23 protein-coding genes and 1 tRNA gene are annotated in these 25,724 nt (G+C 69.5%); 2 read left to right on the top strand and 22 right to left on the bottom strand.

All coding sequences use genetic code 11. The annotated features are described in order from the left end of the window. Positions 1 to 55 precede the first annotated feature (55 nt). The 5 genes from ACIGEP_RS04290 to ACIGEP_RS04270 all read right to left on the bottom strand — a co-directional run bounded on the left by ACIGEP_RS04290 (position 56) and on the right by ACIGEP_RS04270 (position 5,063). Positions 56 to 325 carry an HPr family phosphocarrier protein gene (locus ACIGEP_RS04290; RefSeq protein ID WP_018188079.1) on the bottom strand — a complete coding sequence of 90 codons (270 nt, stop codon included), beginning with the start codon at positions 323 to 325 and terminating at the stop codon, positions 56 to 58. A 34-nt stretch (positions 326 to 359) separates the two neighbouring features. Continuing rightward, positions 360 to 2,420 carry a fructose-specific PTS transporter subunit EIIC gene (locus ACIGEP_RS04285; protein WP_396660380.1) on the bottom strand — a complete coding sequence of 687 codons (2,061 nt, stop codon included), beginning with the start codon at positions 2,418 to 2,420 and terminating at the stop codon, positions 360 to 362. After that, positions 2,413 to 3,393 (bottom strand): 1-phosphofructokinase family hexose kinase, encoded by a 981-nt coding sequence (locus tag ACIGEP_RS04280; RefSeq protein WP_396660379.1) that lies wholly within the window; start codon positions 3,391 to 3,393, stop codon positions 2,413 to 2,415. Before ACIGEP_RS04280 ends, ACIGEP_RS04285 begins: the two co-directional genes overlap by 8 nt. Beyond that, the gene (locus ACIGEP_RS04275; protein ID WP_396660378.1) at positions 3,390 to 4,172 is read right to left on the bottom strand and encodes a DeoR/GlpR family DNA-binding transcription regulator; all 783 of its coding nucleotides are present in this window, start codon (positions 4,170 to 4,172) and stop codon (positions 3,390 to 3,392) included. The genes ACIGEP_RS04280 and ACIGEP_RS04275 overlap by 4 nt, the downstream gene beginning before the upstream one ends. 117 nt (positions 4,173 to 4,289) lie before the next feature. Further along, positions 4,290 to 5,063, bottom strand: coding sequence for a hypothetical protein (locus ACIGEP_RS04270; RefSeq protein ID WP_396660377.1), 774 nt, complete (start codon positions 5,061 to 5,063; stop codon positions 4,290 to 4,292). A gap of 122 nt (positions 5,064 to 5,185) precedes the next feature. Between ACIGEP_RS04270 and ACIGEP_RS04265 the strand changes: the two genes are divergently transcribed. Beyond that, on the top strand, positions 5,186 to 7,198 hold the full coding sequence (locus ACIGEP_RS04265; protein WP_396660376.1) for a DUF262 domain-containing protein: 2,013 nt from the start codon (positions 5,186 to 5,188) through the stop codon (positions 7,196 to 7,198). A 3-nt stretch (positions 7,199 to 7,201) separates the two neighbouring features. On the opposite strand, the gene ACIGEP_RS04260 is transcribed toward ACIGEP_RS04265, so the two are convergent. The 8 genes from ACIGEP_RS04260 to ACIGEP_RS04225 form a co-directional block, all read right to left on the bottom strand. Continuing rightward, complete coding sequence (locus ACIGEP_RS04260; RefSeq protein ID WP_396660375.1) at positions 7,202 to 7,420, bottom strand: hypothetical protein; 219 nt, start codon at positions 7,418 to 7,420, stop codon at positions 7,202 to 7,204. 85 nt (positions 7,421 to 7,505) lie between these two features. Next, positions 7,506 to 7,577 (bottom strand) — tRNA-Gln (locus ACIGEP_RS04255). A gap of 90 nt (positions 7,578 to 7,667) precedes the next feature. Continuing rightward, positions 7,668 to 9,182 (bottom strand): glutamate--tRNA ligase, encoded by a 1,515-nt coding sequence (gene gltX / locus ACIGEP_RS04250; protein ID WP_396660374.1) that lies wholly within the window; start codon positions 9,180 to 9,182, stop codon positions 7,668 to 7,670. Between the two features lie 40 nt (positions 9,183 to 9,222). Further along, entirely contained in the window at positions 9,223 to 10,458 is a 1,236-nt protein-coding gene (locus ACIGEP_RS04245; protein WP_396660373.1) for an MFS transporter, read from the bottom strand. After that, positions 10,451 to 11,218, bottom strand: a complete 768-nt coding sequence (locus tag ACIGEP_RS04240) for a fumarylacetoacetate hydrolase family protein (protein WP_396660372.1) — start codon at positions 11,216 to 11,218, stop codon at positions 10,451 to 10,453. Before ACIGEP_RS04240 ends, ACIGEP_RS04245 begins: the two co-directional genes overlap by 8 nt. 3 nt (positions 11,219 to 11,221) lie before the next feature. Further along, positions 11,222 to 12,316: a branched-chain amino acid aminotransferase gene (locus tag ACIGEP_RS04235; protein ID WP_396660371.1), complete on the bottom strand. Its 1,095-nt coding sequence runs from the start codon at positions 12,314 to 12,316 to the stop codon at positions 11,222 to 11,224. Positions 12,317 to 12,365: 49 nt separating this feature from the next. Next, positions 12,366 to 13,418, bottom strand: a complete 1,053-nt coding sequence (locus ACIGEP_RS04230) for a 3-isopropylmalate dehydrogenase (protein ID WP_396660370.1) — start codon at positions 13,416 to 13,418, stop codon at positions 12,366 to 12,368. Positions 13,419 to 13,451: 33 nt separating this feature from the next. Continuing rightward, positions 13,452 to 14,999: an MFS transporter gene (locus ACIGEP_RS04225; RefSeq protein WP_396661013.1), complete on the bottom strand. Its 1,548-nt coding sequence runs from the start codon at positions 14,997 to 14,999 to the stop codon at positions 13,452 to 13,454. Positions 15,000 to 15,063: 64 nt separating this feature from the next. Between ACIGEP_RS04225 and ACIGEP_RS04220 the strand changes: the two genes are divergently transcribed. Then, on the top strand, positions 15,064 to 15,606 hold the full coding sequence (locus ACIGEP_RS04220; protein WP_396660369.1) for a TetR/AcrR family transcriptional regulator: 543 nt from the start codon (positions 15,064 to 15,066) through the stop codon (positions 15,604 to 15,606). A gap of 6 nt (positions 15,607 to 15,612) precedes the next feature. On the opposite strand, the gene serA is transcribed toward ACIGEP_RS04220, so the two are convergent. From serA to ACIGEP_RS04175, 9 genes are all read right to left on the bottom strand, one after another. Next, positions 15,613 to 17,217 (bottom strand): phosphoglycerate dehydrogenase, encoded by a 1,605-nt coding sequence (serA, locus tag ACIGEP_RS04215; protein ID WP_396660368.1) that lies wholly within the window; start codon positions 17,215 to 17,217, stop codon positions 15,613 to 15,615. A 123-nt stretch (positions 17,218 to 17,340) separates the two neighbouring features. Further along, positions 17,341 to 17,685, bottom strand: coding sequence for a hypothetical protein (locus ACIGEP_RS04210; RefSeq protein ID WP_396660367.1), 345 nt, complete (start codon positions 17,683 to 17,685; stop codon positions 17,341 to 17,343). Positions 17,686 to 17,687: 2 nt separating this feature from the next. Next, the gene (locus ACIGEP_RS04205) at positions 17,688 to 18,179 is read right to left on the bottom strand and encodes a DNA polymerase III subunit gamma/tau (RefSeq protein ID WP_396660366.1); all 492 of its coding nucleotides are present in this window, start codon (positions 18,177 to 18,179) and stop codon (positions 17,688 to 17,690) included. Between the two features lie 207 nt (positions 18,180 to 18,386). Then, positions 18,387 to 19,412 carry a ketol-acid reductoisomerase gene (gene ilvC / locus ACIGEP_RS04200; RefSeq protein WP_396660365.1) on the bottom strand — a complete coding sequence of 342 codons (1,026 nt, stop codon included), beginning with the start codon at positions 19,410 to 19,412 and terminating at the stop codon, positions 18,387 to 18,389. 44 nt (positions 19,413 to 19,456) lie between these two features. Continuing rightward, entirely contained in the window at positions 19,457 to 19,966 is a 510-nt protein-coding gene (ilvN, locus tag ACIGEP_RS04195) for an acetolactate synthase small subunit (protein WP_036309288.1), read from the bottom strand. Between the two features lie 2 nt (positions 19,967 to 19,968). Next, entirely contained in the window at positions 19,969 to 21,762 is a 1,794-nt protein-coding gene (locus tag ACIGEP_RS04190; protein WP_396660364.1) for an acetolactate synthase large subunit, read from the bottom strand. Between the two features lie 42 nt (positions 21,763 to 21,804). Next, positions 21,805 to 23,511, bottom strand: a complete 1,707-nt coding sequence (gene ilvD / locus ACIGEP_RS04185) for a dihydroxy-acid dehydratase (protein ID WP_396660363.1) — start codon at positions 23,509 to 23,511, stop codon at positions 21,805 to 21,807. Positions 23,512 to 23,520: 9 nt separating this feature from the next. Next, a complete protein-coding gene (gene otsB, locus ACIGEP_RS04180; protein ID WP_396660362.1) occupies positions 23,521 to 24,288 on the bottom strand; it encodes a trehalose-phosphatase in 768 nt (255 codons plus the stop codon). Next, entirely contained in the window at positions 24,285 to 25,697 is a 1,413-nt protein-coding gene (locus ACIGEP_RS04175) for a trehalose-6-phosphate synthase (protein ID WP_396660361.1), read from the bottom strand. The genes otsB and ACIGEP_RS04175 overlap by 4 nt, the downstream gene beginning before the upstream one ends. Between the last annotated feature and the right edge of the window lie 27 nt (positions 25,698 to 25,724).

The following is a 25,724-nucleotide window of genomic DNA, read 5'->3' as shown; positions in this document are numbered from 1 at the left end:
GCGGATGCCGCGGGGCTTTCGCTCCGCGGCATCCGCCGTTCGTGGGGGTCGAGCCTCACTCGGCGTCGTGATCCGTCTCGATGAAGGCGACGAGCTTGTCGAGCGCCTCGTCGGCACCCTCGCCCTCGGCCTTGAGCGTGACGACCGTGCCCTGCGTCGCGCCCAGACCCATGAGGGTCAGGATGCTGCCGGCGTTCTGGTCGGGACCACCGGGAACGGCGATCGTGACGGGCACGCCCGTCTCCTTGACCGCCTGCACGAAGAGCTTTGCGGGGCGGGCGTGCAGTCCGGAGCTGCTCGCGACGGTTGCGGTCCGTTCGGCCATGGTGGATCTTCCTCCTTGAGTCGGTGTATCGAGACTATGCCGTCACGGCCACAGCAGGCACATCGGCCTCGACCGGCCGACGCCGGACGAAGCGCTTGAGGAGCACGACGGAGACGGCGCTGACGATGGTGCCCGCGGCGATGGCGACCAGCCAGAGCCAGAAGTTGTCGATCGCGAAGAAGACGAACACACCGCCGTGCGGGGCGCGGGAGGTGACCGCGAAGGCCATCGACAGCGCACCGGTCACGGCACCGCCGACCATCATGGCCGGGATGACGCGGAAGACGTCCGCCGCGGCGAAGGGGATCGCGCCTTCGGAGATGAACGCGGCGCCGAGCAGCCAGGCCGCCTTGCCGTTCTCACGCTCGGGTGCGGTGAACAGTCCCCTGCCGAGGACAGTCGACGCGAGCGCCATCGCGAGGGGCGGGACCATACCGGCGGCCATGACCGCGGCCATGATCTGCAGGTACCGTTCGTCGCCGGCGATGCCCTGAGCCAGATTCGCGGTCGCGAATCCGTACGCGACCTTGTTGACCGGGCCGCCGAGGTCGAAGCACATCATGAGGCCGAGGATGACGCCCAGCAGGATGACGCCGGCACCAGTGAGGCTTCCCAGCCAAGCGTTCAGCGCCACGCTGAGCGCGGCGATGGGGCCGCCGAAGACCATCAGCAGGAGACCCGACGCGAAGATCGACGCGAGCAGCGGGATGATCACGACCGGCATCAGTCCGCGCAGCCAGCGCGGCACGTCGAGGCGGTTCAGCCACCACGCCGCGAGACCGGCGAGCAGACCACCGACGATCGCCCCGATGAAGCCGGCGCCCATGAAGGTGGCGACCGCACCGGCGACGAAACCAGGGGCGATTCCGGGGCGGTCGGCGATGCCGTAGGCGATGTAGCCGGCCAGAGCCGGGACGAGGAATCCGAAGGAGAGACCACCGATCTGGAACGCCACCGCTCCGAGGTAGTACCCCAGTCCCTCGGGCGGCAGGTTCCACAGCGCGAAGTTCTGCAGCGTGTAGACGGCGTTGTTGACGTCCGCGCCCTCGTGCGGCGACGCGATCTGGTACCCCGCCAGAGCGAACCCGAGAGCGATGAGGAGACCGCCACCGGCGACGAACGGGATCATGTAGCTGACCCCGGTGAGCAGGGCGCGGCGGACGGCGCCGCCGAGCGAAGTGGGTGCCGCCTGGCGCGTCGACGCGGCGCCGGATGCCGCCGGAACACGAGGAGCGTTCGGGTTCTTCGCAGCGGCCACGGCTTCGCGGATCATCTGGGCGGGCTGCTCGATGCCCCGCTTCACGCCGGCGCGGACGACCGGCTTACCCGCGAAACGGGTCTGCTCGCGGACATCGACGTCGACGGCGAAGATGACGGCGTCGGCCTCGTCGATGACGCGCTGTTCGATCGCCTTGTAGCCGCTCGATCCCTGGGGCTCGACGACGAGGTCGATGCCCTCCTTCTGGCCCGTCGCGGTCAGGGCGTCGGCCGCCATGAAGGTGTGCGCGATGCCGGTGGCGCAGGCCGTGACGGCGACGATGCGCGCCGGGCGCCCGTCGATCAGGAGCGCGTCGTCGGCGGGTGCGGGGGCGGGCGCGGCGGACCGTGCCTCCGCACGGGAGGCGGGAGCCTCGGATGCCGGCGAGTCGGAGATGGCGTCGCGGACGATCGCGACGACCTCCTCGGCGTTGCGGGCCGCGCGGAGGCCCGCGGTGAAGTCGTCGCGCATCAGGCTGCGGGCGAGCTTGGAGAGGACCGCGAGGTGCTCCTCGGCGGCCGTGTCGGGAGCCGCGATGAGGAAGACGAGGTCCGCCCCGCCGTCCTCGGCTCCGAAATCGACGCCGGGCGTCAGCCGCGCGAAGGCGAGCGACGCCTGCGTCACCGCGGCGCTCTTCGCGTGCGGGATGGCGATGCCGCCGGGCAGGCCGGTCTCGTCCTTCTCCTCGCGGGCCCAGGCGTCCTCCGCCAGACGAGCGCCGTCGGTGGCTCTCCCCTGCGCGGCGACGCGCTGGGCGAGCGCGTCGATGACGGCGCGCTTGTCGGCGCCGAGCGGTTCGTCGATACTGACGAGTTCCGCGGTGATGATCTCAGTCACGGTGACCTCCAGTGGTCGGGTTGTTCGTCGAGAGGCGTCGGACCGGCACGGCGCCGGTCGACAGGTCGTTCGGGGTCGGGGGTTGGGTGCCGGGCAGCGAGGCCGCTGCCGACCCGTAGCGGATGCCCGAGCGCAGCCGCTCCTCGGGCGGGACACCGGCGGTCTCGGCGAGCAGGTACCCGGCGAGGGAACTGTCGCCGGCACCCACCGTGCTGCGAACGCGCGTCGGCGGAGTCGTCCCATGCCAGGCATCGTCAGCCGTGACGAGCACGGCGCCGTCGCCGCCGAGCGTCACGAGGGCGGCTCCGACGGAGGCGGGTACGAGTTCCCGCGCGACGGCGGCCACGGCCTCCGGCAGCGCCAGATCAGCGTCGAGGTGATGGCCGACGAGCTCGGCGAGTTCCTCGTCGTTCGGCTTGATGAGGTCCGGGCGGCCGGCCGCGACGGCGGCGGCCAACGCCGGACCCGAGGTGTCGACGGCGATCCGCGGAGCGCCGGTCCCCCACGCTGCACGGACCGCCTCGATGACCGTCACGTAGTAGTCGACGGGCAGACCCGGCGCGAGCGAGCCCGCGAGGACCAGCCACGACGCGCCCTCCGAGGCGGTGACGACGGCTGCGGTGAGGGCCGCGGCATCCGCTTCGGTGAAGGCGGCTCCCGGGAGGTTCAGCTTCGTCGTGGTCCCCGACTCGTCCGCGATCGTCACGTTGGCACGGGTGGCTCCGTCGTGCGGGACCGTGCGCACCGGAACACCGGTGGCCGCGAGGGCGCTCGCGAAGGGGTCCGCCGGGTCGAGCGGCAGCACGGCGAGGGTCGGGCGGGATGCCGCGGCGACCACCCTCGCGACGTTGATGCCCTTGCCACCGGCATCCTCGCGCACCTCCCGCGCGTTCTGCACCTCACCCACCTGCAGCGGCGCGGAGAGCGAGATCGTCCGGTCGAGGGACGGGTTGGTCGTGAGCGTGACGATCATGCGATCTGCACCTCCACGTCGGCCTCGCCGAGCGCGGCGGCCAGCGCGCCCGCGGGAGCGGTGTCGGTGAGGAGGACGTCGACCTCTGAGAGGCCGGCGAAGGACACCAGCAACTCGGCATCGAACTTGTCGCCGTCCGCGACGACGACGACCCGTCGGGCCGAGGCGACGATGGCCCGCTTGACGGCGGCCTCATCGGGGTCCGGGGTGCTGAGGCCGAAGGCGGCGGAGACGCCGTTCGCCCCGAGGAAGGCGATGTCCGGACGCAGACGCGCGATCGCCTCGACGGTCTGCGCGCCGACAGCAGCGGCGGTGAGGCCGCGCACGCGACCGCCGATGGCGGTCAGTCCGACGTCGGGAGCGCCGGCGAGGATGTGGGCGACCGACATGGAATGCGTGACGACCTCGAGATCGCCGGCGGGATGCGGCCCGGCCGCGAGCAGTTGTGCGATGGCTCCGGTCGTGGTGCCGGCATCCAGGTAGACGGCTCCGTCCAGCTCGGCGCCGAGCAGTTCAACGGCGGCGCGGGCGATGGCCTGCTTGGCGCCGCTGCGCTGGGCCGAGCGTTCGGCCACCGAGACCTCGGCCGTGCTGGCGCGCGCGCGATGGACCGCTCCGCCGTGGACGCGACGGACGAGACCGGCGCGCTCGAGAGCGGCGAGGTCACGGCGGACGGTCTCGGTCGTCACCCCGAAGCGATCGGCGAGGTCGAGCACGGCGACGCGGCCATCCGTGGCGATCAGCTGCTCGATCTGCTGCTGGCGCTCCGTTGCGTACATGTGGTCCTCCTCGAACAAGTCCACACGTTACAACAGAAACCAACACGAAACAAGACTGCAGTATGCAACGACGCCCCCGGCCGTCGACCGGGGGCGTCGCGGGTGGGCCCGTGCGGGTCAGGCCTCGCTCATCGCGAGCACCTCGCGCTGACCGCGAGCGGCGAGGGCGGCGGCGCGAGCAGCGATGCGACGCTCCTGCTCGGCCTGCGCGGCGTCGATCGTCTCCTGGTCGAGCGGAACGCTCTCGACCTTGTTCACGCCGTTGTACTTCTCCATGTACGCGTCGAGCTCGGGGCCGGACTCCCACGACGTGATGAGGCAGTACCGGGGGGCGTCGCCCGGGTGGTAGGCCGCGTGCCACAGTCGCTGGGTGTCGATGACCAGCTGCGCACCGGCGGGTAGCGCGATGCGGGTCTCGCCGCTGGGGTCGGTGCGGTTGTCGCGCAGGACGAAGAAGCTGTCCTTGTCGTCGGTGAGGTTGAAGAAGCTCCGGACGACCCAGCCGGTCCCGTCGGGGTTCAGCCGGTTGTTGTCGTCCTGGTGCAGGTTGTACAGCGCGTCGGCGTAGGTGTTCGGCTGCAGCTCGATGATGCGGCAGCGGCCGACGTTCGAGCCCGGCTCCAGCGCGCGCTCGGTCAGGGTCGGCGCTTTCTCGGTCTGCGACGGGATCCAGACGCCGTCCTTGTCGGTGCGCGGCGGCTGGTGGTTCCAGAAGCCGTTGCACTCGATCTCGCCCTTGGCCGAGGCCAGCGGAGCGAACCGTGTGTCACCCGAGGACTTCCAGTCGACGTACTCGATGTCGAGCCATTCCTTGGGGTCGATTTCCTTGCCGTACATGTCGAGGACGACGTAGCCGGTCTCCTCGAGCAGAGCACTCTTGATGTAACCCATGCGGATCAACCTTTCTGTCGGACGAGCGAAGTTTTTACAGGCCCGACTTAGGCAAGCCTACCTAGCCGATCCGAGAGCCTCAGTAGACTCGACCGGGAATTTCGAGAAGCGATTCGGAGAACATGAGCAGCGCCACGAACGTCGATGCGACCGCCGTCAACACGATCGAATGGCTCTCCGCCTCGGACACCACGATCGTCGTGCCGGTCTATCAGCGGCAGTACCGCTGGGACATCGGCGGATGCGAGCAGCTGCTCGGCGACATCCGATCCGTCGCGGCGAGCGAGGACGGCCAGACCCACTTCATCGGCTCGATCCTCTCGACCGCGAGCACCTCCGTGGACGACGACGCTCACCTCGTCCTCATCGACGGACAGCAGCGCGTGACCACGTTGATGCTGCTGATCGCCGCCCTGCACCACACCCTCCGCGACGACGACCCGACGCTCGCGGCCGAGCTCGAGGCCGTCCTCGTCCGCCGCGACGACCCCTCGCGGACCAAGCTCCGCCCCCACCGGGCGTGGGCGGACGTCTTCGAGAGCGTGATCCTCGACCGCCGCTCCCCCGGGGGCGACGACCGCACGTCGCGTTTCGACGACAACTACGCGTTCTTCCGCAGTCAGATCCGCCCGGAAGAGGCGGCGACCATCTGGCGCGGGCTGCGCAAGCTCGAACACGTGTCGATCACACTCGGCGCAGGTGCCAACGCCCAGCAGATCTTCGAGAGCCTGAACTCCACCGGAGAACCGCTCCGCGACCACGAGCTCATCCACAACTACGTCCTCATGGGGCTGTCGCACGCCGAGCAGAGCCGGATCGAGAAGGAGTTCTGGCTTGCGATCGAGCGCAACACCGGAGAGCAGATCGGCGCGTTCTGGCGGGACTACCTCGTCATGCTGACCGGGCGGGAGGTGCTCGTGGAGGGCGAGCGCGGGGTGTACGACGCGTTCCGCCATGAGTTCCCTCGCCTCGACCGCGAGACCCTGCGCACGCGGGCGCAGCAATGGCGCGAGCTGTCGGAGATCTATCGTCTGCTCCTCGACCCCGCTTCGGCGACGGATGCCGCCCTCTCCCGGCACTTCGGCGCGATCAACGCGCTGGGTCGCGGCATGTATCCCCTGGCGATGCGGCTGTACCGAGACCACCTGCACGGTGAGCTTTCGGCATCCGATCTGTCGCTCGCCCTGACCCACGTCGAGACCCTGCTGCTGCGTCGGACGGTGGTCGGCCTTCCCATCGACCGGCTCGTCGCGAGGTTCTGCCGGGCAGCCGACGAGGGGATGGAGGCGCTCACGCTCGCCATCGCCCGGATCACCCCGTCGGACGAACGCACCCGGGTCGGTCTGCGGTACGGCGACCTGCCCCACGCGGGCTTCGTGATCGCTCGCCTGGCGGGCGTCGAGGCAGAGGCCGACGTCGTCCTCGAACACGTCCTGCCCGCAGCGCCGTCCGACGAATGGACAGGCGACGGCGTCCGCCGATGGGCGGACCTGACCGACGACGAGCAGAACGCTCACCGCGCTGTCGTGAACACGCTCGGCAACCTGACGCTCCTCGAGGAGTACGCCGCCGACCGCGTGTTCGACGCCTCGTTTCCCGAGAAGCGGGCCGCGTACGCGGCGAGCGGGGTGGAGCTCACCCGCCGGATCGCGGATGCCGGCACGTGGTCGACCGCGCAGATCGCCGAGCGGACCGAGCAGCTGACCGCACGCTTCATGGACACGTGGCGTCGCCCCGGCGTCGTGGCCATCGACGACGACAACCTGACCCCGATCCTCGACGCCAAGAAGCGGCGAGGCTGGCCCCGGGGCTGGCAGCGCGAGTTCGACTACGTCGAGTATCGGGGCGAGCACTGGGACGTCAGGGACGTCCGCTACCTCTTCAACCGCGTCTTCGCCCGGCTCTGGGCCGACTCCCGTCAGAGCGTCATCGACTACAGCGCCCGGCAGGGCGGGCCCGTCTACCCCTCCATGGCATGGAACGGTCAGTGGGACCGGCTCGGCGACGGGCAGTACCTCTACCTCGGCTGGGATTCGAAGTACATGCTGACCGCTGTGCAGGGTGTGCTCGAAGAAGCCGGCTGGGCGTCGGAGGTCTTCGTCAAGTACTCCTACATCGGCGACGCGATGCGCTGAGCGTCAGTCGCCGTCCGCACCGCCGTCGGCCTCGGGAGCGGGATCGACGGGGATCTCGATCCAGGTCGCGGTGGCCGGCGCGTCGGCGAGCAGGTCGGGTGACCAGTCGGACACCGAGGGCCCCTCACCCAGGCGCTCGACAGGGTCACGGGGTTCCATCGGCTCGGCGGGGAGCCCGGCCCATTCCGACGGTTCTTCGGGTCGCTGCGTGAAGAGTCCCATGGGACCATTGTGCGCCCGGCGCGGTGATCCGCGCAGCGTTCTCGGCGAAAGCAAAACTCCCGCCGGAGCGGGGGTTTTCTTCTTGCTGGGGTACCTGGACTCGAACCAAGAACAACTGAACCAGAATCAGCCGTGTTGCCAATTACACCATACCCCACCGGGTTTCAACCGGAGTCGTACCGAGGATCAAGCTTAGCCCACGGCACGGCCCCGGCCAAACCGGATGCGCATCCCGAGCGCGTCGGGCTCAGCTGCGCGCGGCGCGCAGCTGCTCGAGGCGCTCGAGGGTGACGGCCTTGCCGAGCAGCTCCATCGATTCGAACAGGGGCGGCGAGACGCGGCGACCGCTCAGCGCGACGCGAGCCGGACCGTACGCGACGCGCGGCTTCAGCCCCAGCCCGTCGATGAGGGATGCCGCGAGTGCCGCCTGGATCGCCTCGGCGACGAACGCGTCCTCCGGCAGCGCCTGCAGCGCCTCGATCGACGCGCCGAGCACCTCGGCGGTGTTCGCCGGAAGTCCCTTCAGGGCATCCTCGTCGTAGGTCTCGACGTCCCGGAAGAGGAAGCCCAGCAGCCCCTGCGCATCGCCGAGCATCTGCATGCGCTCCTGCACGAGGGGCGCAGCCTTGGCGAGCATCTCCCGCTGGGCGTCCGTCGGCGGCGTGCTGACCACGCCCGCACCGACGAGGTACGGCACCAGGCGCGACGCGAAGTCGGCGGGCTCCAGCATCCGGATGTGGTCGCCGTTGATCGACTCCGCCTTCTTCTGGTCGAAGCGGGCGGGGTTCGGGTTGACGTCGACGATGTCGAACGCCTCGATGAGCTCCTGGCGCGAGAACACGTCGCGGTCGGCCGCGATCGACCAGCCGAGGAGTGCGAGGTAGTTCAGCAGACCCTCGTGGATGAAGCCCTTCTCCCGCTGCAGGAAGAGGTCGGCCTTGGGGTCGCGCTTGGAGAGCTTCTTCGTGCCCTCCTCCCCCAGCACGAGCGGCATGTGCGCGAACCGCGGGACGAACGAGGTCACTCCCGCGTCGATCAGTGCGCCGTACAGGGCGAGCTGGCGCGCGGTGGACGGCATCAGGTCCTCGCCGCGCAGCACGTGGGTGATGCCCATCAGGGCGTCGTCGACGGGGTTCGTGAACGTGTAGAGCGGGATGCCGCCGGCACGGACGACCACGAAGTCCGGGAAGGAGCCTGCCGGGAAGGTGACCTCGCCGCGGATGAGGTCGACGTACGTCACGTCCTCGTCCGGGACCCGCAGGCGCCAAGCCGGCTCGCGCCCCTCGGCACGGAAGGCCGCCTTCTGCTCGTTGGTCAGCGTGCGGTCGAAGTTGTCGTACCCGAGCTGCTTCGCGCGACCGTTCGCCTCGTTGCGGGCGTCGATCTCCTCCGCCGTCGAGTAGGACTCGTACACGGCACCGCTCGCGATCAGCTTGTCGAGGACCTCACGGTAGATGTCGTGGCGCTGCGACTGCCGGTACGGCTCGTGCGGACCGCCCTTCTCGATACCCTCGTCCCAGTCGATCTCGAGCCAGGTGAGCGCGTCGACGAGCTGGCGGTAGCTCTCCTCACTGTCGCGGGCGGCGTCGGTGTCCTCGACGCGGAAGATCATCTTGCCGCCGGTGTGCCGCGCGTACGCCCAGTTGAACAGGGCGGTGCGGACCATCCCGACGTGCGGGAGCCCCGTCGGCGAGGGGCAGAACCGGACGCGGACGTCGGAGCCGGAGGCGGTGGTGGTGAGGGCGTGCGGTGCAGTGGACATCGCCGTCCAGTCTACGACCGGCGCCGAACCCGCCCCGCGCTCAGCGTCGTGCGTAGGGCGAGAGGACCGTGATCGCGACGACGACAGCGAGCGCCACGAGGGCGAGCCCGCCGTATCCGATGAGACCGAGGATGCCGCCGGCGAGGACGGCACCGATCGCCGCCGAGAGCGTCATGGCCGTGTCGCTGCGACCCTGCCGCCGCGGCCGCAGTTCGGTCGGGGTGGCCTCGGTGAGCAGGGCCGCGCCGCCGACAGTCGCCGCGCTCCACCCGAGCCCCAGGAGCAGCAGGGCGACGAGTACCGCGGCCGGAGAGTCGGGGGCGATCGCCGCAGTCAGGAGCGACGCGGCGAGGATCCCTTGTCCGAGCAGGATCGTCTGCAGCCGACCCCAGCGATCGGCGAGGATGCCGAAGACCGGCGACAGGCCGTACATGCCGAACACGTGCAGCGCGATCGTGACGCCCACGATGGTCGTGACGTTGCGCGGGTCGAGGTGAGACAGATGGACCGGCGTCATGGCCATCACCGACGCCATCGTGACGTGGGATCCCGCCACGGCGAACACGGCGTACCGCGCGACCACCGGCCGATCGGGCTCGTCCACCCGCGGCGCTCCCGGGTCGCGGGAGCGCGCGATCTGTTGCGCGACCTTCAGCGGGTCGGGGCGCAGCGCCACCAGGTAGAGCACGAGCGCGAGGGTCTGCGCGACGATCGAGAACGCATACGACCCGGTGAGGGGCGGCATCCCGAGCCATCGGCCGACGGCCTCGCCGGGTGTCAGCATGAGCGGGCCGATGACGCCGCCGACGGTCGTGGCCCAGACGACGGTGCCGAGGTCGCGTCCGCGCCGCCCCTGACCCGACAGGTCGGTCGCGGCGAATCGGGACTGCAGGTTGCCCGCGTTTCCGGCGCCGATGAGGACGACGCCGACGAGGAGGAGCGGGAACAGTCGCAGCGCGGCCGATGTGATCACGACCGCGATCCCGATCAGCGCCAGCAGGTTGCCCAGCGTCAGCGCCCGACGTCGCCCCTGCGCCGCTGCCAGACGGGCGAGCGGGATCGCGCAGAGCGCGGCGCCGAGGGTGACGGATGCCGTCGCGAACCCCGACAGCGATTCCTCGCCCGAGAGGTCCGCCGCCAGGAGGGCCCCGAGCGACACGGTCGAACCGAACGCGACACCGCCGAGCACCTGCCCGGCAGCGAGAACGGTGACGGTGCGCCGTTGGATGCGGGCGACATCCGTCGCCGTTGCGGAGGAGAGTCCTCCGTCAGGCATTCCGCGCCGTGTTGCGCAGGATGCCGAGCCCTGCGATCTCCACTTCGACGACGTCCCCTGCTCCGAACTCGCCGACACCCGCCGGGGTGCCGGTGAGGATCACGTCGCCGGGCAGAAGGGTGAACGCCGCAGACGCATACGCGATGATGTCGGGCACCGAGTGGACCATGTCGGAAATCGGACCGTCCTGGCGCACCTCGCCGTTGACCCGCGTGATGACGCGTGCTCCGCCGTCGAGATCGAACTCGGTCTCGATGATCGGGCCCAGCGGGCAGAACGTGTCGAAGCCCTTGGCGCGAGACCACTGGCCGTCAGACTTCTGCAGATCGCGCGCGGTGACGTCGTTGCCGATCGTGTAGCCGAAGACGTAATCGAGCGCCTTGTCGGCAGGCACGTTCTTGGCGACCCGTCCGATGATGACGGCGAGCTCGCCTTCGAAATCGGTGCGCTGCGACTGCGGCGGACGGACGATCGCATCATCGGGGCCGATCACCGACGTGTTCGGCTTCAGGAACAGCATGGGCTCTGCGGGCGCCTCGTTTCCGAACTCGGCAGCGTGATCGCGGTAGTTCCTGCCGACGCACACGACCTTGGATCGAGGAATGGACGGCGCGAGAAGGGTGATCTCGGCGAGCGGGATGCGCTCCCCCGTCGTCTCGAACCCGGCGAACAGGGGGTCGCCGACGAGCTCGACGACCTCCTTCTCGTCGATGATCCCGTAGCGGATGGCCTCGTTGCGGCTGTACCGGACGATGCGCACGGGTCAGCCGTCCAGTCGGGTCAGCCAGCCGTGCACGTCCTCGGCACGGCCGTACTGGATGTCGGTGAGGTGCTGACGCAGCTCCAGCGCGAGGGTGCCGGTGGGCTGGACGTCCTCGAAACCGGACGCCTTCAGCACACCGATCGGCGTCACCACCGCGGCGGTGCCGCAGGCGAACACCTCCACGATGTCGCCCGAGGCGACCCCCTCGCGCCACTCGGTGAGCGAGACCGCGCGACGCTCGACCCGGTGCCCGCGGTCTTCGGCGAGACGGAGGATCGAGTCACGGGTGATCCCGGCGAGGATCGACTCCGACTCCGGAGTCACGAGGGTGCCGTCCTTCATGACGAAGACGACGTTCATGCCGCCGAGCTCCTCGACGTTGCCGTCCTCGTCCAAGAAGACGACCTGGTCGCAGCCCTTCTCGTACGCCTCGGCCTGCGGCAACAGACTCGCGGCGTAGTTGCCTCCGGTCTTCGCCGCCCCCGTGCCCCCCTTGCCGGCGCGCGCGTAGTCCTCGCTCAGCCAGATCTTCACAGGGGTGACACCGCCCTTGAAGTAGGCGCCCGCCGGACTGGCGATCACGTAGTAGGCGACCTTCTCCGCGGGGCGGACACCGAGGAAGGCCTCCTTCGCGAACATGAACGGACGCAGGTACAGGCTCTGGTCGGCACCGGACGGCACCCAGTCGCCGTCCACCGCGATCAGTTCGCGCAGCGACTGCAGGAAGTACTCGGCGGGCAGCTCGGGGAGCGCCATGCGACGCGCCGAACGCTGCAGTCGCCGAGCGTTCTCCTCGGGGCGGAAGGTGTGGATCGAGCCGTCCGCGTGACGATACGCCTTGATGCCCTCGAAGATCTCCTGCCCATAGTGGAGCACCGCGGCGGCAGGCGAGAGCGAGATCGGCCCGTAGGGCGAGACGCGCGGCCGGTGCCAGCCGCCCTTCGACGACCAGCAGATGTCGACCATGTGGTCGGTGAAGTTCGTTCCGAAGCCGGGGTTCGCGAGGATCTCCTCGCGGGCGGAAGGCGATGCCGCGGCCAGGTTCTTCGTCACCGAGAAGGTGAGGGGGGCTGCGGTCGAGTCGGTGAGGGTCATGTCAGTCCTGTTCCTCGCGCGGCGTCTGCGCGGCGCGCATCCACTCAGATTACGCCCGGAGACGTGCGGTGATGGCGTCGCCGACCTGCGCGGTCGTGCGTGCGGAGCCGTCCCGGCTCGCGATGTCCTCCCGGGCCGCGCGGGTGACGCGCTCGGCCTCATCGCCCAGCCCGAGATGGTCGAGCAGCAGGGCGACGGAGAGGATCGCAGCGGTGGGATCGGCGATCTGCTGTCCGGCGATGTCCGGCGCGGAGCCATGCACGGGCTCGAACATCGACGGGAACGCGCCGTCGGGGTTGATGTTCCCCGAAGCGGCGAGGCCGATGCCTCCGGTGACGGCGCCGGCCAAGTCGGTCAGGATGTCGCCGAAGAGGTTGTCGGTGACGATCACGTCGAAGCGGCCCGGGTTCGTGACCAGGAAGATCGTCGCCGCGTCGACGTGGAGATAGTCTACGGCCACGTCGGGGAACTCCTGCGCCACCTCGTCGACGATCCGTTTCCATATGCCCCCCGCGTGCACCAACACGTTCGTCTTGTGGACGAGGGTGAGCTTGTTCCTCCGCTTCTGCGCATGGGCGAAGGCGAACCGCACGACGCGCTCGACGCCGAATGCAGTGTTGACCGAGGTCTCGTTCGCGATCTCATGGGGCGTGCCGGTGCGGATGGACCCGCCGTTGCCGACGTACGGACCCTCGGTACCCTCGCGGACGACGACGAAGTCGATCTCCCCCGGCGCGGCGAGCGGACCGGCGGCTCCGGGATAGAGGACGGACGGACGCAGGTTGACGTAGTGGTCGAGGGCGAAGCGCAGCTTCAACAGCAGGCCCCGCTCGATGTTGGCATCTTTCAGGCGCGGGTCCCCCGGCATCCCGCCGACGGCGCCGAGCAGGATGGCGTCGTGGGAGGCGATCGCGGCGAGATCGTCGTCGGTGAGGGTGTCGCCCGTCGCAAGATATCGCGCGGCACCGAGCGAGAAGCGGGTCTTCTCGAAGGTCACCCCCGCGCCCTCCGTGACGGCGTCGAGGACCTTCTCGGCCTCTGCGACGACCTCCGGACCGATGCCGTCTCCGGGGATGACGGCCAGCTTCACGACGCGCGACATCGCTCTCCTCGTTCTGGGGGGGACCCCGCACGCTCAGTGCGCGGCGCGCGGAGTGCGGGTCCCCTTCAGCGTAGCGGCCGCGATGACGGCGGCACCGACGACGAGGACCGCCCCGATGATCGAGGTGACGCCGACGCCGGCGTCGAAGGCGGATGCCGCGGCGTCGACGACCCGTTCGCCCAGCCCCTCGGGGAGCCCCTCGGCGACCGTCACCGCGCCGCCGAGGGTCTCGCGCGCGGCGGCGGCCGCCTCGGCGGGCAGCCCCTCGGGCAGGACCAGCCCGGAGCGGTAGAGGGCGGTGAGGATGCCGCCGAGCACAGCCGTCCCGAGGACGGCACCCAACTCGTAGGCCGTCTCCGACACCGCGCTGGCGGCTCCCGCCTTCGCCGGCGGCGCGGTGGCGAGGATCAGCTCGTTGGAGACGGTTTCGGCCGCGCCGATGCCGATGCCGAGAAGCCCGAAGGCGGCGATGAGGGTGCCGAGGGCTGCGGCATCCGTCGACACGGCGATCACGACGTAGGCGGCGACCGACATCGCCAGGGCGACCGGCACGACGATGCGCGGTGACACGCGACGCGAGACGGGCACGACGGTCAGTCCCGAGACGATCATGAGGACGAGCCCGGGGACGAGGGCGAGGCCAGCCTGCAGCGGGCTCAAGCCGACGATCAGCTGGAGGTGCTGGGTCACGAAGTAGAGGAAGCCGACGAGAGCGACGACGCTCAGGAGATTGACGAGCAGGGCGCCGGTGAAGGCGCCCCGACGGAACAGCCGCATGTCGAGCATGGGGCTGTCGGAGCGCAGCTGGCGGCGCACGAACACCCATCCGAACGTCGCGCCGGCGACGACCAGGATCAGCGGGAGCGGCCCGGGGCCATGGACGGCGAACTCCTTGATCGCATAGACGACGGGGACCATCGTCGCCATGCTGAGGACGATGCTGACGGGGTCGATGCGACCCGGCTTCGGGTCCCGGCTCTCGGGGACGAGGATCGGCGCGAGGACCAGCAGCGGGATCAGCACGGGCACCGCGAGCAGGAACACCGAGCCCCAGGCGAAGTGCTCGAGCAGCACGCCGCCCACGATGGGGCCGAGCGCGGAGCCCGCCGAGAACATCGACGCCCACACCGCGATCGCCAGGCGCCGCTGGTCGCGGTCGGTGAAGATGCTCCGCAGCAGCGACATCGTCGAGGGCATGAGCATCGCCCCGAACAGCCCCATCGTGGCGCGTGCGGCGATGAGGAGTTCCGCCGTCGGGGCGAAGGCGGCCAGCGCCGACACGGCGGCGAAGCCGGTGGCACCGATCATCAGTAGGCGACGACGACCGAGGCGGTCCCCCAACGACCCCATCGTGACGAGGAGGCCGGCGAGCACGAGCGGATACACGTCGATGATCCACAGCTGCTGCGCGCTCGTCGGCGTGAGATCGCGCGCGATCTCGGGGAGCGCGAAGCTCAGCACCGTGTTGTCCACCGACACCAGGAGCACCGGCAGCATGAGCACCGCCAGCGCGGCCCATCCGCGCCATCCCTGGCGCGTGCCGGCCGCGTCGGCCATGCGGATCTCTTCCGTCAACGTCATCATAAGTACACCGTCCAGCCGGTATAGTAACAGATTCCACGGCCGTCCGCGAGAGGATCGATGCATGAGCAGACCCCCCAGAGCGAAGGAGAGCGTCCTCGACGCGTTCGAGGCTGCGCTCATCGACGGCGGTGCCCGCGGCGCGACGATGGATGCCGTCGCCGCCGCCGCCGGCGTCTCGAAGGGCGGCTTGCTGTACCACTACGCGTCGAAGGACGCCCTGGAGTCCGCTCTCCTCGACCGGATGCGACGCCTCGTCGAGATCGACGTCGAGGAGATGCTGCAGGCACCCGACGGGGTGGTCGCCGCGTTCGTGCGGACGTCCGTGCAGACCGGCTCGCCGCTGGATCGAGCGATCATCGCCGCCTCACGGCTCGCGCAGGCCGGGCATGCAGATGCATCCGCGGCCCTGCGCGAGGTGAGGGACCTCTGGGAGGCAGCGCTCCGGCCCCACACGCGCGACGAGACGGCCCTGCAGCTCGTGCTTCTCGTGAGCGACGGGCTGTACTTCAACAGCGCCCTCGCGACCGGTGCCCTCCCGGGACCGATCCCACGCGGCGCCGAACTCGACGCGCTGATCGCGCTCGTCGAGCGCGCCGCGCGCTGACCGAGCTCAGACCTCGCTGAGCTCGATCTGCCGGAACAGGTCGGCCGCGACCGCCTCGCGCAGCTCGTCGAGCATCGGCTCGGGGATCGGCGAGTCCACGGTGAGGACCGACAGCGCACGTCCGCTCGCGTCCGGGCGGGCGACCTGGAGACCGGCGATGTTGATGCCCGCCTCACCCAGCTTCTGCCCGTAGATGGCGACGATGCCCGGGCGGTCGGCGTAGCGCATGACCACGTGGTACCGGCTGATCGGCACCTCGACCTCGTACCCGTTGATGCCGACGACCTTCGGCACCATCCGGGTGCCCGCCAGCGTTCCCTCGACCGTGAGGACCGTGCCGTCGGACAGGGTGCCGCGCAGAATCGTGATGTTGCGGTAGAGCGGGCTCTCGGACTCGACGATGAGGCGCGTCTCGATGCCGCGCTGCTCGGCGAACAGCGGAGCGTTCACATACGAGACGTTCTCGCTCACGATGTTCGTGAAGATGCCCTTCAGGGCGGCGAGTCGATAGACGCTCACGTCGTAGTCGGCGAGCTCGCCGCGCACCTCGATGTCGAGGCTCGTGAGGGCGCTGGGCGCGAGCCCCGTGAAGATCTGACCGAGCTGCTCGACGAGAGAGATGCCGGGGCGCACGAACGGGTCGATGACGCCGCCGGCGACGTTCACGGCATCCGGCACCAGGTCGCCCTCGAGCGCGAGCTTGACGGACTTGGCGACCGACACACCGGCCTTCTCCTGCGCTTCCCCCGTCGACGCGCCGAGGTGCGGCGTGACGACGACGTTCGGCAGGGACAGCAGCGGGAACGCCGTGCCGTCCTCCTTCGGCGGCTCGCTCGTGAACACGTCGAGGCCGGCACCGGCGATCTGACCGGTCGACAGGGCGGTGTACAGCGCCTCCTCGTCGATGAGGCCGCCGCGGGCGACGTTCACGACGTACGCCGAGTCCTTCATGATCTCGAACTGCGCCGCACCGATCATGCCGGTCGTCTCGGGTGTCTTCGGCATGTGGATCGTCACGAAGTCGCTCGTGCGGAGCAGGTCGTCGAGCGCGAGGAGCTGGACGCCCAGCTGTTGCGCGCGGGTCGGCGTGACGTAGGGGTCGTAGGCCACGACCGAGACACCGAAGGCCTGCAGACGCGCTGCGATGAGGGCGCCGATACGTCCGAGTCCGATGATGCCGACCGTCTTCTCGAAGAGCTCGGTGCCCGTGAAGGAGGACCGCTTCCAGGCGCCGGCCGCCAGCGACGCGTGGGCCGCCGGAATGTGGCGCGCGAGGCTCAGGATGTGGCCGATGGTCAGTTCCGCCGCGGAGATGATGTTCGAGGTCGGCGCGTTGACCACCATGACCCCGGCGCTCGTCGCGGCCTTGATGTCGACGTTGTCCAGGCCGACACCGGCGCGCGCGATGACCTTGAGCGACGGAGCCGCGGCGATCGCCTCGGCATCCATCTTCGTCGCCGACCGAATGAGGACCGCATCGGCGTCGGCGAGGGCCGGAAGCAGTGCGGCGCGGTCGGCGCCGTCGACCGATCGGACCTCGAAGTCGGGGCCGAGGGCCTCGATCGTGGCGGGAGAGAGTTCTTCGGCGATGAGGACGACAGGCTTGGGCACGACAGACCTTCGGGTACGCGGGGGGTGGATCGCCACGGGGCCGGCCGAGAGGTGACCGACGACGGTACGCGGCACGGCCAGCCTAGCGAAGACCGACGGCCGCTCCCGACCGTGTGACGCGCGTCACGCTCCGACGAGCGCGTTCCCGTTGGTGATCGCGTAGGTCAGGATGTTCAGCCAGAACACCGCGACCAGGCCGAGACCCACGAGCAGGATCACCGCGAGATGCAAGACCGCACGGCGACGGGCGAGGACGACACCTGCGATGAAGACGATGATGGGGAAGAGGACGGAGAACAGCAGGATCGCCCATCCCGCGCCGTTGAGGCCCTCCACCCCGGTCGCCTGTGCGAGGAGGAAGGCGACCGCGGTCCACACCGCATAGGCGTAGAAGAGTCCGAACAGTCCGGCGACGGCGGCCGGCATCCAGGACGGACCGCGGCGGGCGGTCGAGGTCGAGGTCGTCACGATCAGACTCCGATCACGAAGGGCCACGGGACGAGCAGGAACACGCCGACGATCAACCAGGCGAAGCGGACCCAGCTCGCGGAGGCGCGCGTGAGCAGGAGCACTCCCCCGAACCAGAGCGCCGGGGCCGCGACCGCGACCCACAGGGCCGGGACGACCGCCGCGGGTTCCAGCCAGAACGAGGTCGCGGCGAAGAGCCGCGAGCTGCCGAGCAACCAGCCCACCGTGTAGAGCAGGTAGATGCCGCCGAGCAGGCCGAGGGAGACGAGCGCGACATTGCCGTGCGAACCGGGCTCCGCTTCCTCGTCCCGGGGTTCTCCCGCCTTCGGGTCGGGCTCGTCGGTCTCGACCGAGGCGGCCTCGCTCCCCTTACCGACCGCATGCCAGCCCTCGGGGAGCGCGGCGCCCGCGCGGTCGGGGCGCGGCGGTCGCGTTGCGGAATCATCGCCTTCCCACCGGAAGGCGTCCTCGTCGTCGTGCGGATCGGAAGCCACCCTCCGAGTCTACCGACGCCGAAGGCCCGACCCCTTGTAAGGGCCGGGCCTCCGTGGCTCGCTACAAGCCGGTCCCGGCGGATACGCCGAGGGCTGGATGCCGAAGGTCAGCGCGCTGCGCTTCCCTCGATTGTCTGCGCGCCGTCGGCGCGGTCGGTCAGCGCGCTGCGCTTCCCTCCGTTGTCTGCGCGCCGTCGGCGCGGTCGGTCAGCGCGCTGCGCTTCCCTCGGTGTAGTCGGCGTCCTGCTGCTTCCACGCGAAAAGTGCGCGCAGGTCCTTGCCGACGGCCTCGATCGGGTGCGATGCGGCCTTGGCACGGAGCTCCTGGAACTCCACGGCGCCGTTGTCCTGGTCGTCGATGAAGCGCTTGGCGAACGCGCCAGACTGGATGTCGGCGAGGACGGCCTGCATGTTCTCCTTGACACGCGGGTCGATGACGCGCGGGCCGGAGACGTAGTCGCCGTACTCGGCGGTGTCGGAGACGGACCAGCGCTGCTTGGCGATACCGCCCTCCCACATGAGGTCGACGATCAGCTTCAGCTCATGGAGCACCTCGAAGTAGGCGATCTCGGGCTGGTAGCCGGCCTCGGACAGCGTCTCGAAACCGTACTGCACGAGCTGCGAGACACCACCGCAGAGGACGGCCTGCTCACCGAACAGGTCGGTCTCGGTCTCCTCGGTGAAGGTCGTCTTGATGACGCCGGCACGGGTGCCGCCGATGGCCTTCGCGTACGAGAGCGCGACGTCCCAGGCCTGGCCCGAGGCGTCCTTCTCGACGGCGATGATGTCGGGGATGCCGCGCCCGGCGACGAACTCGCGGCGGACGGTGTGCCCGGGCGCCTTGGGGGCGACGAGGATGACGTCGACGTCGTCGGGGACCTCGATGTAGCCGAAGCGCACGTTGAAGCCGTGGGCGAAGGCGAGGGTCTTGCCCGCGGCGAGGTGCGGCTTGATCTCGTCGTTGAAGATGCCCCGCTGGTGCTGGTCGGGCGCGAGGATCATGATGAGGTCGGCCCAGTCGGCGGCATCCGCGACGGACTTGACCTCGAAGCCGTCCTCCGACGCCTTCGGCGCGGACTTCGACCCCTCCTTAAGGGCGATGGCGACCTCGACGCCGGAGTCGCGGAGGTTCTGGGCGTGGGCGTGGCCCTGCGAGCCGTACCCGACGATGGCGACCTTCTTGCCCTGGATGAGCGAGATGTCAGCGTCGGCGTCGTAGAGGATCTCAGCCATGTTCGTGTGTGTCTCCTTGTAGATGTCGGTAGAGAAGTTCGGGTTCAGCCGCGCAGGACGCGCTCGGTGATGCTCTTGCCGCCACGGCCGATGGCGACCATGCCGGACTGCGCGAGCTCTTTCACGCCGAAGGGTTCGAGGGCTTTGAGGAAGGCGTCGACCTTGCCGCGGTCGCCGGTGACCTCCACCACGAGCGCGTCGGTGGCGTAGTCCACGACGGATGCGCGGAAGAGGTTCACGACTTCGATGACGTTCGAGCGGGTCTGATTGTCGGCGCGCACCTTGACGAGCATGTGTTCGCGCTGGACGGAGCTCGCGTAGTCGAGCTCGACGATCTTGATGACGTTCACCAGCTTGTTGAGCTGCTTGGTCACCTGCTCGAGCGGCAGTTCCTCGACGTCGACGACGACCGTGATCCGCGAGAGTCCCGGCACCTCGGTGACACCCACGGCGAGGGAGTCGATGTTGAAGCCACGGCGTGCGAACAGGCCCGCGACGCGCGTGAGGAGACCGGGCTTGTCCTCGACGAGGAGGCTCAGGACGTGCTTGCTCATCGTCACTCCCCCTGCTCGAACGCCGGCGCGTGCTCGCGCGCGTACTGGATGTAGCTGTTGCTGACGCCCTGCGGCACCATCGGCCACACCATCGCGTCGGCGCTCACGACGAAATCGATGACGACCGGGCGGTCGTTCGTCTCGAGCGCGGTCCGGATCGCGGCGTCCACGTCCTCTTCCTTCTCGACCCGGATCGCGAGGCACCCGTAGGCCTCGGCGAGCTTGACGAAGTCCGGGATGCGGATGGAGTCGTGACCGGTGTTCAGGTCGGTGTTGGAGTGGCGACCGTCGTAGAACAGGGTCTGCCACTGACGCACCATGCCGAGCGACGAGTTGTTGATGATCGCGACCTTGATCGGGATGTCGTTGATCGCGCAGGTGGCCAGCTCCTGGTTGGTCATCTGGAAGCAGCCGTCGCCGTCGATCGCCCACACCGTGCGCTCGGGCTGCGCGACCTTGGCGCCCATCGCAGCCGGGACCGCATAGCCCATCGTGCCGGCGCCGCCGGAGTTCAGCCACGCGTTGGGACGCTCGTACCCGATGTACTGCGCCGCCCACATCTGGTGCTGACCGACACCGGCGGCGAAGACGCCCTCCGGCCCCGTGAGCTCGCCGATGCGCTGGATCACGTGCTGCGGAGAGAGCAGGCCGTCGCTCGTGGGCGCCGCGCCGAGCGGGAACTCGGTGCGGAGTCCGTCGAGGTAGGACCACCACTCCGCGATGTCGGGCTTGTCCACACCGGCGAAGGCCGCGTCGAGGTCGACGAGCACGTCCTTCAGATCGCCCACGATCGGGACGTCCGCCGCGCGGATCTTCGAGATCTCCGCCGGGTCGATGTCGACGTGCACGACCTTCGCGTGCGGCGCGAACAGCGCCGCCTTACCCGTGACGCGGTCGTCGAAGCGAGCTCCGAGGGCGACGATCAGGTCGGACTCCTGCAGGGCCAGGACGGCGGGCACCGTGCCGTGCATCCCCGGCATGCCCAGCTGCTGCGGGTGCGAGTCGGGGAATGCGCCCCGTGCCATGAGGGTCGTCACGACGGGCGCGCCGGTCGCCTCGGCCAGCTGACGCAGCTCGGCTGCCGCTCCCGCGCGGACGACGCCGCCGCCGACGTAGAGGACGGGCTTCTTGGCCTCGGAGATGAGGTGCGCGGCGGCCTGGATCTGCTTGCCGTGCGCCTTCGTCACCGGCCGGTAGCCGGGGAGGTCGATCTTCGGGGGCCAGACGAACGGCGCCTTGGCCTGCTGCGCGTCCTTCGTGATGTCCACGAGCACCGGTCCCGGGCGTCCCGTCGAGGCGATCTCGAACGCCGCCGCGATCGCGCCCGGGATGTCGGCGGGGTCCTTCACGAGGAACGAGTGCTTCGTGATCGGCATCGTGATGCCCACGATGTCGGCCTCCTGGAAGGCATCCGTCCCCATCAGGGTCGAATACACCTGACCCGTGATGCAGACGATCGGCATCGAGTCCATGTACGCGTCCGCGATCGCGGTCACGAGGTTGGTGGCGCCGGGACCGGAGGTCGCGATCGCGACACCGACGCGACCGGATGCCGCGGCGTACCCTTCGGCCGCGTGACCCGCTCCCTGCTCGTGACGCACGAGGATGTGACGGAGGTCGGTCGAGTCCATCAGCGGGTCGTAGACCTCGATGATGGCGCCGCCCGGCAGCCCGAAGACGTCCGTGACGCCGAGGAGCTCGAGCGAGCGGACGACGGCCTGGGCTCCGGTGAGCACGGGCGTGGACGAGCCTCCGGCCGGTGGCCGAGGCACAGCGGCGACGGTGTCAGAAGACATGAGTGATACCTCTGCGGTGATGGATGACGGAGTGTGTGGGGCCTAGCCCGTCGTCGCGCCCTCCGCGGCGGAGCGCACGAGCTTCGAGTACTTGGCCAGCACGCCACGGGTATAGCGCGGGGGAAGGGGCTCCCAGCCCTCACGGCGGGAGTTCAGCTCAGCCTCATCGACGAGTAGGTCGAGAGAGCGAGCCGCGATATCGACCCGTATCAGATCACCATCGCGCACGAAGGCGATGGGACCAGCGTCCACCGCTTCGGGTGCTATGTGGCCGATGCACAGGCCGGTTGTGCCGCCTGAGAATCGTCCGTCCGTCAAGAGTAGTACATCTTTTCCGAGGCCCGCGCCCTTGATGGCGGCCGTCACAGCGAGCATCTCGCGCATACCGGGACCCCCCTTCGGGCCCTCGTAACGGATGACGACGACGTCGCCGGCGGCGATGCGCCCCTCCTCTAGGGCGTCCATCGCGGCACGCTCGCGCTCGAAGACCCGCGCGGGGCCTTCGAAGACCGCGGCGTCGAAGCCGGCCGTCTTCACGACCGCCCCTTCGGGTGCCATCGAGCCGTGCAGGATCGTGATGCCGCCGGTCGCGTGGATCGGGTCGTCGAAGGTGTGGATGACGGTGCCGTCGATCGGATCGGGGTCGAGGTCGCGGAGGTTCTCGGCGAGCGTCTTGCCGGTCACCGTGAGCGCATCGCCGTGGAGCAGACCTTCGTCGAGCATCGCCTTCATGATGACCGGGATGCCACCGTGCCGGTCGACGTCGTTCATGACGTACTTGCCGAACGGCTTCATGTCGGCCACGTGAGGGACCTTGTCGCCGATGCGGTTGAAGTCGTGCAGGGTGAGGTCCACGTCGGCCTCGCGTGCGATGGCGAGGAGGTGCAGGACGACGTTCGTCGAGCCGCCGAGCGCCATGGCGAGGGCGATCGCGTTCTCGAAGGACTCCTTGGTGAGGATGTCGCGGGTCGTGATCCCCTGGCGGAGCAGGTTGACGACCGCTTCGCCGGAGCGGTGCGCGAAGTAGTCGCGGCGACGGTCGGCGGACGGCGGTGCGGCGGAGCCGGGGAGGCTGAGACCGAGCGCCTCGGCCACAGAGGCCATCGTGTTGGCGGTGTACATACCGCCGCAGGCCCCCTCGCCGGGAGCGATCGCGCACTCGATGCGCTTGAGGTCGGCCTCGCTCATCTTGCCGGCGAGGCACGCGCCCACCGCCTCGAACGAGTCGATGATCGTGACATCCTTCTCGGTGCCGTCGCTGAGCTTCACCCAGCCGGGGGCGATCGATCCCGCATAAAGGAAGACGCTCGAGAGGTCGAGGCGCGCGGACGCCATGAGCATGCCGGGGATCGACTTGTCGCACCCGGCGAGAAGGACCGAGCCGTCGAGACGCTCGGCCATCATCACCGTCTCGACCGAGTCGGCGATGACCTCGCGGCTCACGAGCGAGAAGTGCATCCCTTCGTGGCCCATCGAGATGCCGTCCGAGACCGAGATCGTGCCGAACTGGAGCGGGTATCCGCCGCCGGCGTGCACGCCCTCCTTGGCACCCTGCGCCAGCCGGTCGAGGCTGAGGTTGCAGGGCGTGATCTCGTTCCAGCTGGATGCGATACCGATCTGGGGCTTGTCCCAGTCCTCGTCGCCCATTCCCACGGCGCGGAGCATGCCGCGCGAGGTGGTGGCTTCGATGCCGTCGGTCACCGCGCGGCTGCGGGGCTTGATGTCGATCGTCTCGTCGGGTGAGGGCATTCTCGAAGTCTATTGCCGAGCCGCGACCCGCTCGCGTGCGAGAGTCGACAGCAATCCGGCCAGTTCTTCGATGTCGCGCACACGGACGGATGCCGCGGTCTCGCCCGCGCCGACGCGGATGCCGCAGTCGCTCGACCCGAGCGAGCGGAGGGCGTCCTCGTCGGTCACGTCGTCACCCGCGAAGACGACGGCCGTGGCCCGCACGACCTCGCGCAGGTGGACGACGGCGGCGTCCTTCCCGGCGTCGGTGAAGGCGTACTCGACGATGTCGTGGCCCTGGCGACGGCGCCATCCCGGCGCGGCATCCGCCATCAGCCGGTCGACGTCCGAGCGCAGCCGCTCAGCGCTGTCCCCGTCGGCCACGGTGCGGAAGTGGATGCCGAAACCGAACGTCTTGGGCTCGACCCAGGCGCCCGGAACGCCATCGGCGAGGCGCTCGGCCTCGCCCCGTAGCCGGTCGCGCAGTGCGGGATCCTCCTCGGCGGCGGCATCATCGGCCGGTGCGCCCGGGATCCAGTACTCGGCACCGTGCGAGCCGGCGAGCAGAATGGGCGAGTCGTCCTCGTGCTCCGCGATGACCCGGAGGTCGGCGAGCGTCCGCCCGGAGACGAAGGCGACGAACGTGTCGGGTGCGGAGAGGAGCGCCGCGACCGCGTCGCGTGCCGCGGGCGTCATCCGGGCGGTCATCGGCTCGTCGACCAACGGCGAGAGGGTGCCGTCGAAGTCGAGGGCGACGAGGAGCCGGTCGGTCGCTGCGATCCCGCCGAGGTCGGTCACGCCTGCGCCTTCCGCGACTCGTTGAGGTCCGCCAGGAAACGCTGGGACCACCGGGCCACGTCGTTCTCTCGCACCCGACGCCGCAATGCCCGCATCCGCCGCTCCCGCTCGCGCTCGGGCATCTCGATCGCCTGCATGATCGCGTCCTTCAACCCCGCGATGTCGTGCGGGTTGACCTTGATCGCCTGCGTCAACTCGTCTGCGGCGCCGGTGAACTCGCTGAGCACCAGGGCTCCCCCGCCGTCGACACGACTGGCGACGTACTCCTTCGCCACCAGATTCATCCCGTCGCGGAGGGCCGTGACGAGCATGACGTCGGCCGCGAGGTAGAGGGCGACCATCTCCTCGCGCGGGTAGGAGTTGTGGAGGTACTGGATGGCGGTGTACCCGAGCTCGTCGGCGTCGCCGTTGATGCGGCCGACGGTGAGTTCGATCTCGTCGCGCAGCTCCATGTAGGTCTGCACGCGTTCGCGACTGGGACTGGCGACCTGCACGAGCGTCACGTCGTGGACGGACAGCCGCCCGTCGGCCAGCAGCTCGCCGTAAGCCTTGAGTCGGTGGCGGATGCCCTTCGTGTAATCGAGGCGGTCGACACCGAGGAGGATCGCCTTCGGGTTGCCGAGGCTCGAGCGGATCTCCGCCGCCCGCGCCCGGATGTCGGGACGGTTCGCCAGTTCCTCGTACTCGGCGGCGTCGATCGAGATGGGGTAGGCCCGAGCGACGGCCTTGCGGACACCGCCGTCCTCGGTGGGCACCGAGATGGCGCCCGCCTTCGTGTCGAAGCCGAGTTGACGCCGCACCGCTCGCGCGAAGTTGCCGGCATCCGCTACGCGCTGGAACCCGATGACGTCGGCGCCGAGGAGTCCCTCGAGTACCTGTCGCCGCCACGGGAGCTGGGCGTACAGACCGTATGCCGGGAACGGAATGTGGTGGAAGTAGCCGATCGTGAGGTCGGGACGGAGATCCCTGAGAAGCTTCGGCACGAGCTGCAGTTGATAGTCGTGGACCCACACCGTCGCCCCCTCCGCGGCGTGCGCGGAGGCCGTCTCGGCGAACCGTCGGTTCACCTTCACGTAGGCGTCCCACCACGTCCGGTGATAGGTCGGCGCCGCGATCACGTCGTGATACAGCGGCCAGATGGTGTCGTTCGAGAAGCCCTCGTAGTAGAGCTGGACGTCGTCGGCGCTGAGCGTGACCGGCACGAGCTGCAGCCCGTCGAATTCGAACGGGTCGAGCTCCACGCCCGGCTGCCCCGGCCAGCCGATCCACGCACCGTTGTTGTGCCGCATGACGGGGTCGACCGCCGTGACGAGCCCGCCCGGGGAACGCCGCCACGGCTCGTTCTCGTCATCGGTCCGGTCGACCGGAAGGCGGTTGGACACGACAACGAAGTCAGAAGCCACGGTCACGGAGTTCCTCTCGATGGGTGAGTTCAG

It is taken from the genome of Microbacterium sp. NPDC077663 (assembly GCF_044542795.1).
GTDB lineage: Bacteria > Actinomycetota > Actinomycetes > Actinomycetales > Microbacteriaceae > Microbacterium.
This window is presented reverse-complemented; position numbering and strand designations above follow the sequence as displayed.

Excerpts from the sequence above, each read along its gene's own strand:
- ACIGEP_RS04190 (WP_396660364.1), bottom strand. The coding sequence starts at position 21,762 with ATGTCTTCTGACACCGTCGCCGCTGTGCCTCGGCCACCGGCCGGAGGC.
- ACIGEP_RS04230 (WP_396660370.1), bottom strand. The coding sequence starts at position 13,418 with ATGTCGCGCGTCGTGAAGCTGGCCGTCATCCCCGGAGACGGCATCGGT.
- ACIGEP_RS04275 (WP_396660378.1), bottom strand. The coding sequence starts at position 4,172 with ATGTACGCAACGGAGCGCCAGCAGCAGATCGAGCAGCTGATCGCCACG.
- ACIGEP_RS04290 (WP_018188079.1), bottom strand. The coding sequence starts at position 325 with ATGGCCGAACGGACCGCAACCGTCGCGAGCAGCTCCGGACTGCACGCC.
- ACIGEP_RS04220 (WP_396660369.1), top strand. The coding sequence starts at position 15,064 with ATGAGCAGACCCCCCAGAGCGAAGGAGAGCGTCCTCGACGCGTTCGAG.
- ACIGEP_RS04270 (WP_396660377.1), bottom strand. The coding sequence starts at position 5,063 with ATGGGTTACATCAAGAGTGCTCTGCTCGAGGAGACCGGCTACGTCGTC.
- ACIGEP_RS04265 (WP_396660376.1), top strand. The coding sequence starts at position 5,186 with ATGAGCAGCGCCACGAACGTCGATGCGACCGCCGTCAACACGATCGAA.
- gltX (WP_396660374.1), bottom strand. The coding sequence starts at position 9,182 with ATGTCCACTGCACCGCACGCCCTCACCACCACCGCCTCCGGCTCCGAC.
- ACIGEP_RS04245 (WP_396660373.1), bottom strand. The coding sequence starts at position 10,458 with ATGCCTGACGGAGGACTCTCCTCCGCAACGGCGACGGATGTCGCCCGC.
- ilvC (WP_396660365.1), bottom strand. The coding sequence starts at position 19,412 with ATGGCTGAGATCCTCTACGACGCCGACGCTGACATCTCGCTCATCCAG.
- ACIGEP_RS04280 (WP_396660379.1), bottom strand. The coding sequence starts at position 3,393 with ATGATCGTCACGCTCACGACCAACCCGTCCCTCGACCGGACGATCTCG.
- ilvD (WP_396660363.1), bottom strand. The coding sequence starts at position 23,511 with ATGCCCTCACCCGACGAGACGATCGACATCAAGCCCCGCAGCCGCGCG.
- ilvN (WP_036309288.1), bottom strand. The coding sequence starts at position 19,966 with ATGAGCAAGCACGTCCTGAGCCTCCTCGTCGAGGACAAGCCCGGTCTC.
- ACIGEP_RS04235 (WP_396660371.1), bottom strand. The coding sequence starts at position 12,316 with ATGACCCTCACCGACTCGACCGCAGCCCCCCTCACCTTCTCGGTGACG.
- ACIGEP_RS04225 (WP_396661013.1), bottom strand. The coding sequence starts at position 14,999 with ATGACGTTGACGGAAGAGATCCGCATGGCCGACGCGGCCGGCACGCGC.
- ACIGEP_RS04260 (WP_396660375.1), bottom strand. The coding sequence starts at position 7,420 with ATGGGACTCTTCACGCAGCGACCCGAAGAACCGTCGGAATGGGCCGGG.